Raw genomic sequence first — 16,613 nt, forward strand, 5'->3', positions numbered from 1 at the left:
CCGGACCGGCATTAATACTTTTTGCAATCAGATTTCATAAGAGTTTAAATCGGTTCTGCAATCTGATATCATTCAGTTACATTCAGGACCATTCGAGTCTGACAGATAAAGGATACCTTGATGGCCGTTAATACAAAGATCTATACATTCGAGAAAAACGATGAGCGGGCAGGATACGTACTGACCGTAGAAAAAAACGGTGTCAGATACGAGACGGTCTATGTCGAGATGCGAGCCCCGAACAAGAATGTGTTAAAGAGGATGGTCGAGGCTGCCAAGGGACCGGCCAGAACGCTGACTCAGTTCGCAAAGGACTGCAGCGATATTTCGAAATGTTCCCAAAATACGAAGAAGATAAATACTCCCGCTTTTGCCAGAGTCCTTGCCGGAAACGATGTTGTCAGGCCGCTCAAGGAAGAGATCATTCAGGCGCTTCTTAATAACGCGGCCGACAGGAAGATCGTCAATCCGGATGATCTTCTGCGTGCAAACGGATATGAATTGAGATCTGTTGCCGAGCGTGAGAAGAATGCCTCGATGTCGCTCGAGAGCACCAGGGAGTTCATTGCCCTGAAATCACGTGCGGATGCCGACATCAGGAGAAGATTGTCGGCTATCGGGAACACTACATGGATATCAGTTCCGGATTTCAGTTCTGCGAAGGATCCGGACCGTCCGCATAATGACAGATTCTTTTTCAGCGACAGGTTCGGCGTCATAGAACCTTATGACCTGAATACCGTTTTCGTGGATACAGGAACGAATCTCCCGGTTTACTGGGGCTTTTGTATAGATTCAACTGCTCCCTCCGTAAGAGCTGACAAGGCCGGAGCCGTAAAGAAGTTTCGTGAGATCCTGTTGGAGGACATAATCCATCCGGAGGAGATGAACGATCTTAAGATAAGTTTCGTCTATCAGAACAGGAATCTGTATAATGCCGCAGTCAGCGAATTATCCGATATCAAAGTAAGCAACTACATCTCGGTGGTGCTCATTCAAAAAGGCGAGATCGCGGCCGAGTTCACGCTCGGAAGAAGAGACGGAAAGAAGCAGATCTGTCTGCTCGGAGAGGCATGTGAACATTTCGAAGGCGAAGGCCCGGAAGAGGCAATAAAGATAATGAACTACGGCCATATAGAGCGAATGGATGTTCCGCTCTTCGGGTATTGAGAGTTTGCGTAAGGGGAAGTGAAGATGAACAACGACAGTTCCATATATACGGTAAAGAAAGATCTTAATACCCACGAGTATATCCTGACGGTAAGTAACGGCAAGGATAAGGTGCAGACCATATTCGTGGAAGCATATACACCCGACAAGACCAAGCTAAAAGAGCTGCTGGTCTTTGCAAGAGGCAACAAGCGGACGATGGCGCAGTTTGCAAAAGACTGCAGCGACAAGAACAAGTGCAGGGAAAACAAGACTCAGATCAATCCGCCCGTATTGTCGAGGATAATGCAGGAAAATGACATCAAGAGGCCGCTCAAGGCGGGACTCATCCAGGCTATGCTCAACAATGCCGATGACAAGACTCTTGTTACTCCGGCTAACCTCATGAGGGCTAACGGACTTATCGAGAAAAAGCTTCCGAATGAAGATGATTTGTCTTTCAACAATTATATGGAACCTGTTATGACACAGGACCGTGAAATAAAGCCCTTCTCGGACAGGTATAACCAGGTGGATGAAGAACGCGCGATCGAAGACATCGAGACGGAACTTGCTTCCAAAGGATTCAGATTCCTGAGTTTCCCGAATGCCGGATCAGACTCGTTCACTGTTGAGGACGGTAAGATAAAAGACAATACCCCGAACAGATATGATCTCGATATGGATCTGGACTATGTTGCCTCGGTAGAGGACAAGAAGGGAAAGAGGTTCATCTGGGGTTTTGTTTTCGACGGAAATGAGCCGGAAGACATGGGAAGCGGAGAACTCATATACGAGGAATTGTATTATGAGGGTTACTACCGTGATATGGATGAACCGGAATTCGGGATGGCGGATGACGTCATCGAGAAGAACAGCAAGATCCTTTTGAGGGTTCTTCTTGATCCTGCATCCATGAAGGGTATCAACATAAGCTTCGTCTGCCAGAACCGCATCTGGTATAACTGGGCGGTCGAATCACTTCAGGATGTAACGGTTGATAATTACATATCGGTAATACTCATCCAGGGAAGGAAGATCGTTTCGGAATACACACTCGGGAATAAAAACGGCAAGCACCCCAAATGTCTTTTGGGAGAGTTCCGCAGCTACGACGGAGAAGACAGGTACGAGCGTGACGCCGATCTGGTCGACGGAAAACTCGAATATTACCTGCTGCCGCCTTCAGGCTATTGATCGAAAAAATTTTAGAAAATTCTTGACAAAGCATTTCCATCAGAGTATATTTTAATGTTACACGGTGGCATTAATTTGTGCCACGGGTCATTATAAAATCTATATTGTTTTCGGAGCCGGTAACTCCGATCAGGTAAGTGTTTAAGCCGTGTGAGACATCACACAAAGGATTACAAGTTTTTAACTTTGACCGACCAAAACAAGACAACATCAAGCAACAGTAAGGCATCTGCAGCAAAATAGCGCAGATCGTACCGTCAGCCCCTGCGGAGGACGGGTATAGTACCATTAAATGTGCTCTTAATATTTTTTGCAAGATAATTGCAGAAAATCGTTTGAAAGGGAGTGCATGCGGTGCTATCATTCAGCAACGGTAAATATAAATGCGGAATAAGGGATAGATAAAGCGTTTACAGATTACCGTTTCGTCACATAAAGGTATACAGCAATAGATGTCGTTATTTTAAGATTCCGGAATAAGGGAGGGATCATCAGTGACTTACAAGGATTTTGACCTGCAGGAGCAGGAGAGGTTGATGCGCCTCACTAACCACTTGGGTGGTGATTTCAAGGCCTGGTTTGAACAGACTGACGTGCAGATAAGGTCTGCGATCAGGAAGTATGTTTCCTTTAAGAGCACAACTTTCGATCATGAGGACCTGGTCCAGCAGGGATGGCTTATCCTTCTTGAGTGCATTGTCACATACGATGCATCCAAAGGTGCTTCATTCAAGACTTTTCTTGACCGTACCCTTGAGCACGAGATCCCCAAATTTGTTGACGGCGCTAACGCGAAGGTCGTTGTTAACCCGCGTGTCAACATCCGCAAGATGAAGGTCAAGAAAATGGAACGCGGGTTCCGCAGCAAGCATGGTGTCGACCCCACTGTCGAGCAGCTTGCAGAGATCTGCGGCTTCAGTGTCAAGCAGGTCAGAGAGGCACTTTATGCCTATGACGTGTCAACAAACATGTTGTCACTGAACAACACCGGAGACGAATCTGACGGAGAGTACCTTGACTCGTTCCAGAGCGAGATCACCGGTTTTGAGGCCATCGAGAGGGCCTATACAAGGGAGATAGTTGCAAATGCTATCGAAGAAGCCCTGACAAGCACAGAGAGGCTTGCCGTCAAGATCATGTTCGGTTTCTTTGACGGTAAGGAGCACACCAACCAGGAAGTTGCTGACATCATGGGTCTTAACAGCAGGCAGCATGCAAACCAGATCATCGGCCGTGCCCTCAAAAAGTTGAGGGACGCCGTTGACAACCCGCGTGCAGCGTAACATACAGATAATCAGAAGAGCTTTTCAATATTTCAGATTCAACTTGATAAACGGAAAAAGGGAGGTTGGTAATTATGCTGATACCAACAGTTATTGAACAGACCGGAAAAGGCGAGAGAGCGTATGATATCTACTCCAGACTGCTGAAGGAGAGGATAGTCTTCATAGGCGGCGAGATCAACGATCAGGTTGCAAGCTCGGTGATAGCACAGCTCCTGTATCTTGAGTCGGAGGCACCCGATAAGGACATTTATCTTTACATCAACAGCCCCGGAGGATCCGTGACGGCGGGTATGGCGATCTACGACACCATGCAGTACATCACATGCGACGTGTCGACGATATGCGTCGGAATGGCTGCGAGCATGGGTGCATTCCTCCTGGCAGGCGGAGCAAAGGGAAAGAGATGCGCTCTTCCTAATGCGGAAGTCATGATACACCAGCCGATAGGAAGCACTGGCGGTCAGGCTACCGATATAAGCATCGCCGCGGAGCATATCTTAAGAACGAAGCAGAGGCTTAATGAGATCCTGGCTGCAAACTGCGGCAAGGATATCGGACAGATCGGTGCGGATGTCGAGAGAGACAACTGGAAGACCGCACAGGAAGCCTGTGAGTACGGACTGATCGACCGCGTAGTAACTAACAAGAACATCAAGAGCGACGAATAAGGGAGATTCATAATATGATCTACTATCAGTATTTTTTGGATTGGAAAGACTATGAGAAGCCGGGCCGCAATTCCGGCAGAGGACGTGTGTACGCATACGAACCGCGTACCGAGTTCGAGGAAAAGTACCGCGAGGACAAGGTAAACGACATCAATGATGAATTCCGCGGCGAGTATCAGAAGGACAACAAATTCCTCATCTATGTATCCAGGACGACAGACCGTTCAATGGAACTCTGTGTTGCGGTCGACATCAGGTATTTCGATGATCCCGAGTGCGAAGCAAGGATCCTGAGCGCATTCCCTGAATGCATTATCACGAAGCGCAAGGAGATCACCATTGCGGACTTCAGAAGAGAAGTGAGCAACAGCAGGTTCTACGGCGCAAACAAGACACTTTCCGCACTCAATATCGATTACAGAAATCCTTCGTTTTTTGATGCATATCCCTTTGACAAGGAAGAGCAGATGTATGAAGGCTCAAAGATGACAAAGGAGCAGTGCAGGAAGAAGGCGGAAAAGATCCTTGCTTCAAAGTCCATGAAGGATGAGCTTGCCAGGATCTATTCCAGAAAGAACAGCAGACAGTACTATGGTCATCCTGTTCACTATCTTATCAGCGCCGGAGAATGGGGAGCTGCAATGGACATGACCGACCTCCTTATTGGGGCTCTCATCAGCAACGGCAGACTCCTTTCCGGAAGACAGACCATCATCCGCAATGTCCGCAAGGGTACATACAGGGATGAGAACTATAAGCAGATCCTTCAGGCTGCCGAAGGCGGTGTTGTCATCATCGAGATAAACAGCCAGGATGACATGGGGATCTTCGCTACTGACTTTCATGAGTTCACGAAGGTGACAGGAAACATACTCAGCAATCAGAAGAAGGATACGCTCTTCATATTCGTCGAGATCATGGGTGAGTCCATGAGAAATGAAGACGCTCTGATAAATATAACTTCAAAAGCAGACATCATTCAGATAAAAGAAGGCAGCGGCACTTTTGAGCAGGCCAGAGACTATCTGATCGATCTGGTCGGCAAGGTCGAGTTTACTGTGGATGACAAGGAAGAGGCCGTAAGTTTCCTTCCGAAGCAGGATACGTATTCAGTTACAGATATCTACTGCGCATTCAACGCATGGTACGGCAGCGGCCTCAAGAACCACATCTATAAGGCTTATAAGGATAAGAAGTCTTATCAGGTCGAGATCACTCCGGTCGAGAGCAAGCCTTATGATGAACTCAAAAAGCTAATAGGCCTGGAGCAGATCAAGACTGTTGTCAATGATGTCATTGCAGCAGGAAAGGTCAGGTGTGCGCGTGAGCGTATGGGACTTAACACCGATAACTCTTCAATGCACATGATCTTTACCGGTACTCCGGGAACGGCCAAGACAACGGTCGCAAGACTTCTGGCCCAGATCCTTAAGGATGAGGACATCGTCAAGTCCGGAAAGTTCATCGAGTGCGGACGTCAGGATCTCGTTGCAAGATATGTGGGCTGGACTGCAAAGACTGTTGCCGAGAAGTTCAAGGCGGCACAGGGCGGCGTCCTCTTCATCGATGAGGCATATTCCCTTGTCGATGATGGGAATACTTTCGGAGCCGAGGCCATCAACACGATCACACAGCTCATGGAGAATTACCGTGATCAGGTCATCGTCATCTTTGCGGGATACCCTGACAAGATGCAGGATTTCCTTGAGCAGAATGAGGGCTTAAGAAGCCGTATAGCTTTCCACCTCAACTTCCCGGATTATTCTTCCGAGGAACTCGTGGACATAATGAAGCTGATGTGCGAGAAGCGTCAGTATACGGTTACTGATGAAGCACTTGAAAAGTGCCGCGGGATATTCGAGCAGGCTATTCGTGTCGAAAATTTCGGTAACGGCAGATATGTAAGAAATGTCCTCGAGCAGGCAATAATGCGTCAGTCGAACAGGCTCGTTACTTCGGCTTCCGCATCCGGAAAAGTCACTGACCTTTCCAAAGAAACAATGTGCAGGCTTGAGGCCGGAGACTTTAATCCGGTACCGCTCGGCAATAAGGGAGGCACAAGGATCGGATTTGCAGTCTGATCCCGCATCCCGATAAAACAACCATTTTACCTCCATGGTTTAATTCTCCTTTCTGCGTTCCGCCCCGGCAGGCTGTTGGTCTGCCGGGGCGTGCGTTTTTATGCCGGCTGTTTACAAAAACGGCAAACGTCACATACATAATTTCAGACGGCCTTCCCAAAGTTTTTCAAAGCTTTACGGTGTGCGGAATAACCCGAAATGTTACATTTTTCGCGCAGCTGCAAAAACTTGTTTACTGCGGGAAAACGGCTGTTATATAATCTCCATCCTTGGCTGGGCCAAATGCCGAAGATCTCACCATAATGAAAGGAATAAGCACTATGGAAAAAGCAGAAATGGAAGCAAAGATAAAGGAACTGATCAAGATGTATGCCCCTGAAGGCACAACTTTCAAGTGGTTCAAAGGTACAAGAAGGATGGGCTATTGTTCTTTCAGGTACAGTGTGCCCCTGGGAAAGTACACAGATTTTGTGGTTGCAGTAAGTACTGTGGTTGCAAAGACAGGTGATTGGGAAAAAGTGCGCCTGGTCGCACTTCATGAGATAGCTCATGCAAGAAATCCTGAATGTGATCATGAGAGACCATGGAGATGGGATTGCATTGCAATAGGTGGTGATGGCCAGAAATATTATAACTGCCCATCAGCATCAGATCCTTCAAAATGGTAAAGGTTTGAGTATTAAAAAGCCCCCGGGTGCATGTGGCACACGGGGGCTTACTATTTGCTTGTGTCTTGTCAGAGGATACCGAGTTCCTTAAGCTTCCTGATCGTTTCTTCAGGGCTTATATGCTGAATGGCAGTGCCGCCGATCTCACACCATTCCCTGACGTTTCTGCCGAAGTCGTCGATGAGGATGCAGTCTTTGCCAAAGCAGTAATCGGGTTTGTTTTCGCGGTATACGATGTTGACCTTGATGTCCTTTGAAAGGAGACGCCTTACCCAGCTTATCTTGTCATCGCCAGCGGTTACGATCCCGCGTCTTGCCTTAGGGATTCCAGTAAGGATCTCGCAGCGGTCACCGTATACACCATATATCAGATCGAACATCTCTTTCGCTCCGGGGAGCAGCTCGAGCTTATCGTAGAAGTGGCCTACCTCCTTGATCTTAGCCCACATCGCGTCGTCCCTTGCGGGATCCTCGACACCGTTTATGTCTTGGGGTTCTATCTTGCAGAGTTCGGCAACTCCGCGTTCAAAATCGGCCAGTACCCCGTCCATATCGAAATAGATCTTTTGTATCATCAGTTTTCCTTTCAGGTAATTAAGTTAGCTTTTCGAATAATATTCTACAACAAACACGCTGTGTTTTTATTTCGTGAAAGATCAGAATGGGACAGTTTGCTGAGTCAGAGCATCGACTTCTTTCATTGCCTCCTCCAATGTGAGTTCACCGTTTGCAAAACCAAGGACCGGATGTGCAAGAGAAGCCAGAAGTGAGGGGCAGTCCTTGGTTATATAGTCGTTTGTCGTCCACACTTTTTCCCATACACAGTAATTAATAAAAGTAGATGCGGTGACGGCAGTCCCATCATCGTCTTCAGATAAAAAGAATCTCGGTGTGTAGAAGATCTGATCTTCGTTACGCGATATGCTCCAGTTCTGCATTACGACCGCTTCCGAATTGATGTGATTTATGAGTTTAAGCAGTTCCGGAATGCGGTCCGCTTCCATATCTTCGACTGCTATGCAGAGCTTGAATTCGGCATGGTCTTTCAGAAACTTTATGCTTCCCGTTAGCAGTCCGTCCGGTATTCCGGAAATGTCGTAGATCATGGTGAAGCGGGGGATGTCTCCTTCTTTGTCAAACCTGTAAGATATCCTGTTTATGTCAAAAGAGTCCATGAGATACTGAATCTTATCAGAATATCTTGCTGATACCGGTTTGTAGGACTTTCTCTTTTTGACATGCACCGGATCTTTCTCGATGTAAGTCAATGGTATGCCGTTCTTCATCAATGTTGAATCAATCTCTTCTTCCGACGGGAGAGATGCATGGTGTCTTTCCAGAAGCAGTCCTGCTGTTGTTTCCCGCCGGTAAAGAGTGTTCATGCTGATCTCCAGATCGCATGTTATCTCCTCATCGCACTCGAGACGCCTGAGACATATCGTGACCGTCTCAATGTGGTAAGGGATATCGATGTTTGCGATCGAATCGAAATCGTACTGCTTTTCTCCGATCGTAAGTTCCACATCGCTGATGAACCAGAGAAACGTTTCTTTCTCAGTTATCTTAAGATATGGTCTCTCAAGGTCTTCCAGCAGGACGTATAACTCCCAAAGTGCTTCGCAGTATAATCCTGCAGGTTTGTTTGTAATCCTTTCCGTCATGTGATCACCTCGTTTAAAACTATCCTTATTCCTTGAAGGAAACGCCAAAGATATCAGTGCTTTCTGCTACTGATATCTATGTGACGTTCCGGGTGTTTGTTTTTAAAGATTTTGAAAACTCTATACGGCTTCGCCTTCGGCTGCGGCATCAGCTTCGCTTATCTTTGCGGCGATATCGATCTCTTTGATCCTCTCCAGCACATCAAAGATGATGTCATCCGGTCCCATCGCCCCGAAGATCCCCTCGAAAAGATCTGCATATTCCTCACGGCATACAAAGTGGTTTCCGTATTCAAAGCAGATCTCTTTCCAGCCTGATCTGATCTTCGTTGACGGGTAATCTTCAGATGCGCCTAAAGCTACACCTGCGGTCCCGAATTCTGTGTCTTTGCAGGGACCGTTGAATACGCAGTCTCTGACACCGGGGAATTCCTTCCTAAATTCTTCCCAGCCTTCTCCGGGATTGATGTCTGCGATGAGCTGCTCTCCGCTTCTTGTTATCAGTGTGAGCGAGACACAGCCGATGCAGACATTGCCCATTGCCAGAGGCTCGGAGAGGAGGTAAGCCGCGATGTTGTTCTTCAGCTCGGAAAGCATATGCTTTCTCCTGATGAAACGGATAAAGCAGTCGACCACTTTAGATGTGAGTTCGGCATCTTCTGATTCCAGGATGTCTCCGGGTGTGACCGAACCCTTGTTCCAGCCTTCGATCTCTTCTGCGGGGTTGTACCACTTGTAGCTGTTGAAGGCGAGATCCGTGCAGTCTTTGTCAGCATCAGTGATATCCCTGCCGGTTATCTCGTTCGGTGACGTTGTATTTGACAAGTTTTTAACAAGATCGTACACGAACATCAGCCTGTACTGTGTGTGCACGTTGCCTGACCATTTGTCTATCTCCGAATGGAAGAACGTAAGCCAATACTCTCTGCCCCTGTAGAAGCACCTGATCCAGCAGTATTCTCTGCGGTCGTTGTCCCTGGTCCTGATTCCCTGTCCGCCTTTTGTATAGATCGTCAATCCTTCGGTTTCTCTGGTGAGGAGCTCATCGATAACTTTATTTCTTGCCTCGGCGTGCATGGTGATAATGACCTCTCTGGTCTTTTCGTAATTGTTGTACATATTCTGTACCTTCCTTCTTTATAAAAATTACTGAAAGCTTTTTGATTTGCCGGGTATTAAATAAGCCCGGCCTGACTGAGTTCGCGGTCGATCTTCTGTATTGTGTTCCCGGCTTTTTCGGGACCTGCCAGTGCCTCGCAGAGCAGGGGACGAATGGTCTCCATCACGTCCGTGCAGATTCCCCAAAAATCCCTGACTTCATCTTCGCTGCCGCTTCTGATCACTGCCCGGAAGTTGTAGATCCAACAGTCGAGCCAGAGATGTTCCTGAAACGCATAACCGTAATCCGAGATCAATGCGGTGCAGTATTTGAATGAAGAAGAGCGGCCATAGATCCCGGTAGATCTGTATCCCTTATTCCTGAGAAACTCCCTGAGGTTGATGTCACCCTCATCGATCCTGATTACCGTGAATGGCCTTTCCGGGTCCGGTTTTCCCGGTTCGAGCACCAGATAAACTTCGCTGTAGCATGTCCTGTACTTGCGATTCCTGCCGAGACCTATCGATCTGCTCTTTTCCGTGCTCTCACCGACGTCAAAGATGAAGCTTAATTCAATCCCTTCGATCTCAATGAAATCATTAAGTGGGATTGCCCTGCCTTTTTTAACCTGATCAAACATTGTTATGTCCTCCTTTTGAACTGAGTTTTTGTTTGTCACTATTGTTATGGAAAACAAAACTGCAAGATTTTGCAGTTTTTACCGATGCCGCGCTTAGACAGAGCTCAGAAAGTTTCTGAACCCTGTATCCTTAAGCGGCGTATTAAGTTTTTAATGGTGATGCAAGGCTTCCATGTTTTCACCTACATAACCGTGTGAACTTGTTGTTCACCTTTGTTATGGAAATGAGAACTGCAAGATTTTGCAGTTTTTGAAGTTCAGCTCTGAGTCTTACCGTATTTCTTATTTAATTCATTGACCGCTTTTGCGATCTCTTTCCTGACGTCTTTGTTCAGGACTTTAACCTTGTCATAGTTTTGCAGAGCAAACTGGCAGGCTCCGTATGAGGTTATATTTACTGCGATCAGGAGCGAATCCGGGTCGTTCGGATCTTCTGCGACTTCGAAATGATCCCCGAACCACTCGCGGAAGAGCGTGTAGATCGTAGGCTCTTTCCGCGAGACTTTGAAAACGGTTTTTTCCGGTTTCCCATAGCCCATATAGGCATGCTCTGAAAGATATTTTTCAGGATCCCAATAGTCCCTCAGCAGTTCTTTGTCTGATATTCCCGTATATTCTATCGGTATGTACCTTCCTGTTTCCTCATAGGTGCGGATGGCAACATCTGTCATGAGATCGATCCTGAAATGCTTGACCTCATCGGAATTCCTCTCCATTCCAACGAGGAAGAAATTATCTCCGTAGCATACGATGTGGTATGGGCTTGTTTCGTGAATATATTTGCCGCGTGTGGGAACGAGTTCGCCTTTTTCGTTATAACGGTTGAACCTGAATCTTATCTGTGCATTGTGGTTGATCGCTTTCTGGATTATCTTGATGTTTTCCGTAAGGTGTCTGCGGTTGCCGTAGCGTCCGCTGATACCTTTGGGATCGAACCTGACCTCTCCGTTTTTCCAGAGAGGATTGTAATAGTGACTGCTCATTGTCGAAATGAGTTTACCGACGATCCTGTTTTTATCTTCGGCTGAAAAAGCGTCCGAAGCACAGACTGCCTGTATAAGCGAGTCCATCGTCTCTCTGTCAAAAAGATGGTTGTAATACATAGACTTGATCTTGGGAGCTTTCTTTACTGGTTTGACCGGCTTTTCCTTATCAGCTCCGATCTTGCCGAAATAATTCTCATCATTAACGATTAGCTTGTTACCGCCGAGTTCCAAGATCATTTCGGCGAGTCTTTTGTTCAGAGTCCTGTCATCTTCCATTTGTTCCGTGTTGTTATTGTGCTTGTGGAGGAGATAATTCTGAAGATCTTCTTTGAGCTTTTTTGTCGAAACGGGGTTTTCCTTATCGCTGCAAAGCCTCAGGGTCTCGAGCAGCTGAAGTGTGAGACGTTCTGCACTGTATTCGCCAAGGGGTTTAGCCGTCTTAGGCATATGAACTTCCGTATCTTGTTCAAAAACGAGGTCATCAGGCAGTTCCACCTGTGTCATCCTGCCATGGTACCCCTGCGGAAATTTAATACCAGACGGATCGAGTCTGAAATCAAGTTCATCGCGGACATCATAAAAGATCCATAAACGGGAAAAAGTTGTCAGTTTTGTACGGGAATCCGGATCGTATTTGAGTACTGCCTTGTAAAGCGCAGCCTCTCCGTACTGCCATAATTCCTCCTTCAATACGGCATCTTGAGTCAGATCAGTTCTTGTGTATTGGGATCTTTCGGAAAGGCATCTTTTGACTATCCAGCGAATAAATCTTTCGAATTTCTCTGATAGTTCTTTCCATGCTGCTTCGCGCTTATCGGAGTCTTTCTCATCCATGAAGTTTCTGTACAGAGTCAGCTCCTCTTCGAGCGTCATGTATTGTGTGTTTTCTTTTTCTGAATCTGCGGTTTCCGTTTCACCGGCCGAATCATCCCGGACAACAGTTTTTCCGCCTTTTGACGGAACGGCTTTAGTTGATGTCTTTTCAGTTTTGCTCTTATTTGTTTTCCCGGTGTTTCTGCTGTCTTTTTTAGCCATGGATATACTCCTTACAGATGGATGAGGTCTTCGGATACAGTTTTCATTATATCCGTTTTTCCTCTTTCTGTTTTCGCAGCTGATAATGGGGAGGAACAGTGATGTAATTGAACGGAATTGTCCTATAACCGGATTTCCATTGTCTTGAAATACGTATAATTGGTGTATATACTTGGTATAAACGAAGTGGAGGTGATGATCATGACGGTAAATATACAAAAATGGGGAAACAGTCAGGGGATAAGGATACCCAAGCACATGCTGGATGATCTCTCCTGGTCAGAGAACGAGACTGTCGATATTTCTATTGCCGACGGAAAGATAGTGATCGAACGGACCCGTCCGTCAGGGAGGAAGAATATCAGGGAGCTTTTCGAAGGTTTCAAGGGAAAATACGAGCCTTCTGAATTTGATTGGGGCGGATCCGAGGGGAGAGAAGTATGGTAAAGCAGGGAGACATCATCAAAGTAAACTTTGATCCTCAGCAGGGGCACGAGCAGGCAGGCTTCAGACCTGCTTTGGTCATAAGCAACGACGAGTTTATTAAGAGGACCAAACTGGCGATCGTATGTCCGATCACGAATACAAATAACAGTTTTCCTTTGCATATACCGCTTGACGGGCGCACTACGACCACGGGAGTCGTTTTGTGCGAACATTTAAGGACTTTGAATCTGACGGCAAAAAAATGCAGATTCGTTGAGAAAGTTCCCGAAGACATCCTGCGGGATGTCACGGATATTGTTTATGCAGAGATAGAACTCACTTAACTTTTTCCGTCGGGAGCGTTTCCGTCTCAAGGTAGGCTTTATTTCTGTCTTTCTGATCATCCATACAGGTAATAATATAACCGCCTTGAACGTTTTTGTATAATACGGGAAAGACAATAACGGTACCGGAGGCATCATGAAGATAACAGTCGCCATGGATTCATTTAAGGGGAGCCTTACTTCGACTGAAGCGGGTGAGGCCGTAAAGCGCGGCATCCTGAGGGCAGTTCCCGATGCTGAAGTCACCGTGATCCCTTTGGCCGACGGTGGTGAAGGTACGATAGATGCCATTGCTCCTTATATCAAATCCTGCAGAAGGGAACTCGTTGTTACAGGCCCTCTCGGAGATCCTGTAACCGCTTACTATATTTATGAACCGGCATCGAAAACCGCATATATAGAGATGGCAAAGGCCTCAGGCCTCACGCTCGTCCCTGCGGAAAGAAGAGATGTTTACAGGGCGACTTCATACGGCACGGGTGAACTGATGAAGGATGCCATAGATCATGGCGCTGAAAGACTCGTGATCTGCATCGGAGGCAGCGCCACGAATGACGGCGGGGCGGGAATGCTTCAGGCTCTCGGAGCTAGGCTGACTGATAAAGACGGTAATGATATCCGGGCAGGAGCGATCGGACTCAAGGATCTGGACAGGGTGGACCTGAGCAGGTGTGACGGCAGAGTTCCGGAGATAACCGTTGCAAGTGATGTTACCAATCCCTTATGCGGACCTGACGGTGCGAGCCATGTATACGGACCGCAGAAGGGCGCCACATATGAGATGGCCGAAGAGATGGACGGCTGGCTCAGGTCATTTGCCGCACTTACGGGAAAAGATCCATTTGAGGAAGGCACCGGCGCGGCCGGCGGGATGAGTTTCGCGCTTAAGAATTTCCTGAATGCCCGCATCAGGTCCGGCGCGGAGATCGTGATCGAAGCGACGGGAGCAGAATCTCTCATCAGGGATTGCGACGTCGTCGTAACGGGCGAGGGAAGGATGGACAGCCAGACATTAAACGGCAAGGCTCCCTACCGGATAATGGAGCTCGGGAAGCGTTACGGCAAGGTTGTAGCGGGGATCACGGGAATCCTGGGCGAAGGCTGGGAAGCCTGTATCGACGCGGGTTTTAACAGTGTTACGCCCCTGATCGAGCCTTCCATGGACCGCGAAAAAGCTCTCAGGAGTGTCGAGGACACGGCAGCTCAGGTATTTGCCGGGTACGGAACCTGAATTCAGCTTCACCCGTCAAGATCGAATATGCTTATCTGATTCTTATTCTCGGGAAACTCGCGCATGTATTCGAAGCATTTGTCCGCGTCGGATATGATGCCGTGCTCATTACAGAAGTCCTTGAAGAGCTTCCAAAGACGCTTTGAGTCCGGACTGGGAACTTCGTAGGAGTTGCCGAATGCTGCGATGTATCTTTCCTTAAGGCCGGGGAAATGCCTGTCGAGGGCGGCATAGTAGTATTCGCGGTCTCCGTCCCTTAAGGTCAGACCCATGCCGAAGCATATTATCCCTTTGACGCCAACACGTGCGCATTCGTTGAGGATGGCCAGGATGTTTTCCTCAGTGTCATTTATGAAGGGCAGGATAGGCGTGAGCCAGACGACGGTTGGAATGCCGCGTTTCTGCATCTCCTCGAGCACCTCGATGCGCCTTTTGGTGTTGCAGACGTTGGGTTCGATAAGTTTGCAGAGTCCGTCGTCATATGTGGTAAGCGTCATCTGAACGACGCATTTGGTGTCGCGGTTGATCTTTTCGAGCAGGTCGATGTCATCGAGGATGCGGTCGGACTTGGTCTGAACGGCGGCTCCGAAACCGTGAGCGTATATGATCTCCAGGCATCTTCTGGTCAGGCGCAGGTCCTTCTCGCAGTGCATGTAAGGGTCTGACATCGAACCGGTGCCGATCATGCACTTTTTGCGCTTGGAACTCAGGGCTTTCTCGAGAAGCTCCGGTGCGTTCTGCTTTACTTCGATGTCCTCGAAAGGATGGGTGAACTGATAACAGAGACTCCTGCTGTCGCAGTAGATGCACCCGTGGGTACACCCGCGGTAGATGTTCATGCCGTTATTGTTCAAGATCCCTTTGGCGTCGACGAAGTGCATTTCGGGCATTCCTTTTAATAAATATTTTGTATGAAATATTCTAACACTTAGTTAACAATAAAGATTTTTTAGCGTTGTATAATCGGCTTATGGTACTCGATTATACATTCTTTTATGTGGAGGCAAATGTCGTCTGCATCATAATCTTCGCGCTGCTGCTCACGAGAGATCTCGGGAGTGTTGGCAGGCAGGCCAAGCAGATGATCTTCGTCAACATCACGGTAAGCCACATGCTGTATTTCGTAAGCGATATAGTATGGGTGCTGATAATCGGCGGCATCATTCCTCCCACCCGGCTGGCTGTTTCCGTGGTCAATGTGGCGAATGCCATTTTTCTCAGTGCCATTACCGGTTCCTGGTTTGTTTATGTCGAGCTGTCGCAGGGAGAAATATATATAACAAAATCGAGGATGCGCCTCTATGTACTGATACCGGCAATGCTCGAGACGGTGGTCATGATAGTACTGTTCATATTCTTCCCCACTAAAGTTGTCGATGAAAACGTAAACCTTACAGCGCTCTATAAGCTTGTCTTCCTGTCCGTTCCGGCATTTTATGTTTTGCTAAGCGCGATAAGATCGATCGTGAGGGCATTCAAAAAAGAGAATTATGCAGTCAGAACCCAGTATCTTGTTTGCGCCATATATCCGGTCATCATAACGATTGCGGGTATCATCCAAACCGTCTGGTTTCTGGCGCCTCTGTTCTGTTTCGGATGTGCCATCATGATGACCTACGTCTATATCATCTCGCTCAATGACCAGGTATCACTCGATGAGCTCACGCGCCTGAACAACAGAACGCAGCTCAAGAAGTACGTTGCAGGTGAGGCTGCAAAGCAGAGTGCCGAGAAGGTAACGCGTTTTGTCCTCATGATCGACCTCAATAAGTTCAAGTACATCAATGACCAGTTCGGTCATGTTGAAGGCGACTACGCTCTCAAGAGGACTGCCGACGCGCTCAAGACCGCATGCGCCGATAACTCGCTCAAAACTTTCATAGCCCGTTACGGCGGTGACGAGTTCATTATCATCACAAAGACTGATGACGAGGCTCTCGTAAAGGAACTCTGCGAGACGATCAAGGCCACTCTGGTAAGGCTGAACGATGAGGCCGGCGCCGAATATGAACTGACCGCCAGCATCGGTTATTCAAGTTACAAAGGCGATATCAAGTCCTTCCAGACTGCCCTGGCCGAAGCAGATGAGGCCCTCTATAAAGATAAGGCTGCCAGAAAGGCTGCCGGGTAAAGGACGGCTTT

16 protein-coding genes are annotated in these 16,613 nt (G+C 47.6%); 10 read left to right on the plus strand and 6 right to left on the minus strand.

Features of this window, described 5'->3' with window-relative positions; genetic code table 11:
- The first annotated feature begins 120 nt into the window (after positions 1 to 120).
- From BO18_RS26125 to BO18_RS26150, 6 genes are all read left to right on the plus strand, one after another.
- Complete coding sequence (locus BO18_RS26125) at positions 121 to 1,170, plus strand: hypothetical protein (protein WP_034450693.1); 1,050 nt, start codon at positions 121 to 123, stop codon at positions 1,168 to 1,170.
- Between the two features lie 24 nt (positions 1,171 to 1,194).
- Positions 1,195 to 2,346 carry a hypothetical protein gene (locus BO18_RS26130; protein WP_034450694.1) on the plus strand — a complete coding sequence of 384 codons (1,152 nt, stop codon included), beginning with the start codon at positions 1,195 to 1,197 and terminating at the stop codon, positions 2,344 to 2,346.
- 494 nt (positions 2,347 to 2,840) lie between these two features.
- Positions 2,841 to 3,629, plus strand: coding sequence for a sigma-70 family RNA polymerase sigma factor (locus BO18_RS26135; protein ID WP_034450696.1), 789 nt, complete (start codon positions 2,841 to 2,843; stop codon positions 3,627 to 3,629).
- Between the two features lie 71 nt (positions 3,630 to 3,700).
- Positions 3,701 to 4,300: an ATP-dependent Clp endopeptidase proteolytic subunit ClpP gene (gene clpP, locus BO18_RS26140; RefSeq protein WP_034451846.1), complete on the plus strand. Its 600-nt coding sequence runs from the start codon at positions 3,701 to 3,703 to the stop codon at positions 4,298 to 4,300.
- 14 nt (positions 4,301 to 4,314) lie between these two features.
- Positions 4,315 to 6,381, plus strand: a complete 2,067-nt coding sequence (locus BO18_RS33665; RefSeq protein WP_051689194.1) for an AAA family ATPase — start codon at positions 4,315 to 4,317, stop codon at positions 6,379 to 6,381.
- Between the two features lie 320 nt (positions 6,382 to 6,701).
- Positions 6,702 to 7,049, plus strand: a complete 348-nt coding sequence (locus BO18_RS26150; protein WP_034450697.1) for a hypothetical protein — start codon at positions 6,702 to 6,704, stop codon at positions 7,047 to 7,049.
- 68 nt (positions 7,050 to 7,117) lie between these two features.
- Here BO18_RS26150 and BO18_RS26155 read toward each other — a convergent pair whose 3' ends face one another.
- From BO18_RS26155 to BO18_RS26175, 5 genes are all read right to left on the minus strand, one after another.
- A complete protein-coding gene (locus tag BO18_RS26155) occupies positions 7,118 to 7,624 on the minus strand; it encodes a 5' nucleotidase, NT5C type (RefSeq protein ID WP_034450699.1) in 507 nt (168 codons plus the stop codon).
- An 81-nt stretch (positions 7,625 to 7,705) separates the two neighbouring features.
- Positions 7,706 to 8,710: a hypothetical protein gene (locus tag BO18_RS26160; RefSeq protein ID WP_034450700.1), complete on the minus strand. Its 1,005-nt coding sequence runs from the start codon at positions 8,708 to 8,710 to the stop codon at positions 7,706 to 7,708.
- Positions 8,711 to 8,830: 120 nt separating this feature from the next.
- Positions 8,831 to 9,829 carry a hypothetical protein gene (locus BO18_RS26165; protein WP_034450702.1) on the minus strand — a complete coding sequence of 333 codons (999 nt, stop codon included), beginning with the start codon at positions 9,827 to 9,829 and terminating at the stop codon, positions 8,831 to 8,833.
- A gap of 56 nt (positions 9,830 to 9,885) precedes the next feature.
- Positions 9,886 to 10,449, minus strand: a complete 564-nt coding sequence (locus BO18_RS26170; RefSeq protein ID WP_034450704.1) for a hypothetical protein — start codon at positions 10,447 to 10,449, stop codon at positions 9,886 to 9,888.
- 257 nt (positions 10,450 to 10,706) lie between these two features.
- A complete protein-coding gene (locus BO18_RS26175; RefSeq protein WP_034450706.1) occupies positions 10,707 to 12,470 on the minus strand; it encodes a WYL domain-containing protein in 1,764 nt (587 codons plus the stop codon).
- Between the two features lie 201 nt (positions 12,471 to 12,671).
- On the opposite strand from BO18_RS26175, the gene BO18_RS26180 reads away from it, so the two are divergent.
- From BO18_RS26180 to BO18_RS26190, 3 genes are all read left to right on the plus strand, one after another.
- Positions 12,672 to 12,917 (plus strand): AbrB/MazE/SpoVT family DNA-binding domain-containing protein, encoded by a 246-nt coding sequence (locus BO18_RS26180; RefSeq protein WP_051689195.1) that lies wholly within the window; start codon positions 12,672 to 12,674, stop codon positions 12,915 to 12,917.
- The gene (locus tag BO18_RS26185) at positions 12,911 to 13,240 is read left to right on the plus strand and encodes a type II toxin-antitoxin system PemK/MazF family toxin (RefSeq protein ID WP_034450709.1); all 330 of its coding nucleotides are present in this window, start codon (positions 12,911 to 12,913) and stop codon (positions 13,238 to 13,240) included. The genes BO18_RS26180 and BO18_RS26185 overlap by 7 nt, the downstream gene beginning before the upstream one ends.
- 136 nt (positions 13,241 to 13,376) lie before the next feature.
- Positions 13,377 to 14,471, plus strand: a complete 1,095-nt coding sequence (locus tag BO18_RS26190; protein ID WP_034450712.1) for a glycerate kinase — start codon at positions 13,377 to 13,379, stop codon at positions 14,469 to 14,471.
- A gap of 8 nt (positions 14,472 to 14,479) precedes the next feature.
- On the opposite strand, the gene BO18_RS26195 is transcribed toward BO18_RS26190, so the two are convergent.
- Positions 14,480 to 15,352, minus strand: a complete 873-nt coding sequence (locus tag BO18_RS26195; protein ID WP_034450714.1) for an SPL family radical SAM protein — start codon at positions 15,350 to 15,352, stop codon at positions 14,480 to 14,482.
- An 89-nt stretch (positions 15,353 to 15,441) separates the two neighbouring features.
- Here BO18_RS26195 and BO18_RS26200 point away from each other — a divergent pair, with 89 nt between their 5' ends.
- Positions 15,442 to 16,602: a GGDEF domain-containing protein gene (locus tag BO18_RS26200; RefSeq protein ID WP_034450717.1), complete on the plus strand. Its 1,161-nt coding sequence runs from the start codon at positions 15,442 to 15,444 to the stop codon at positions 16,600 to 16,602.
- Positions 16,603 to 16,613 lie beyond the last annotated feature (11 nt).

The organism is Butyrivibrio sp. AE2032 (assembly GCF_000702965.1).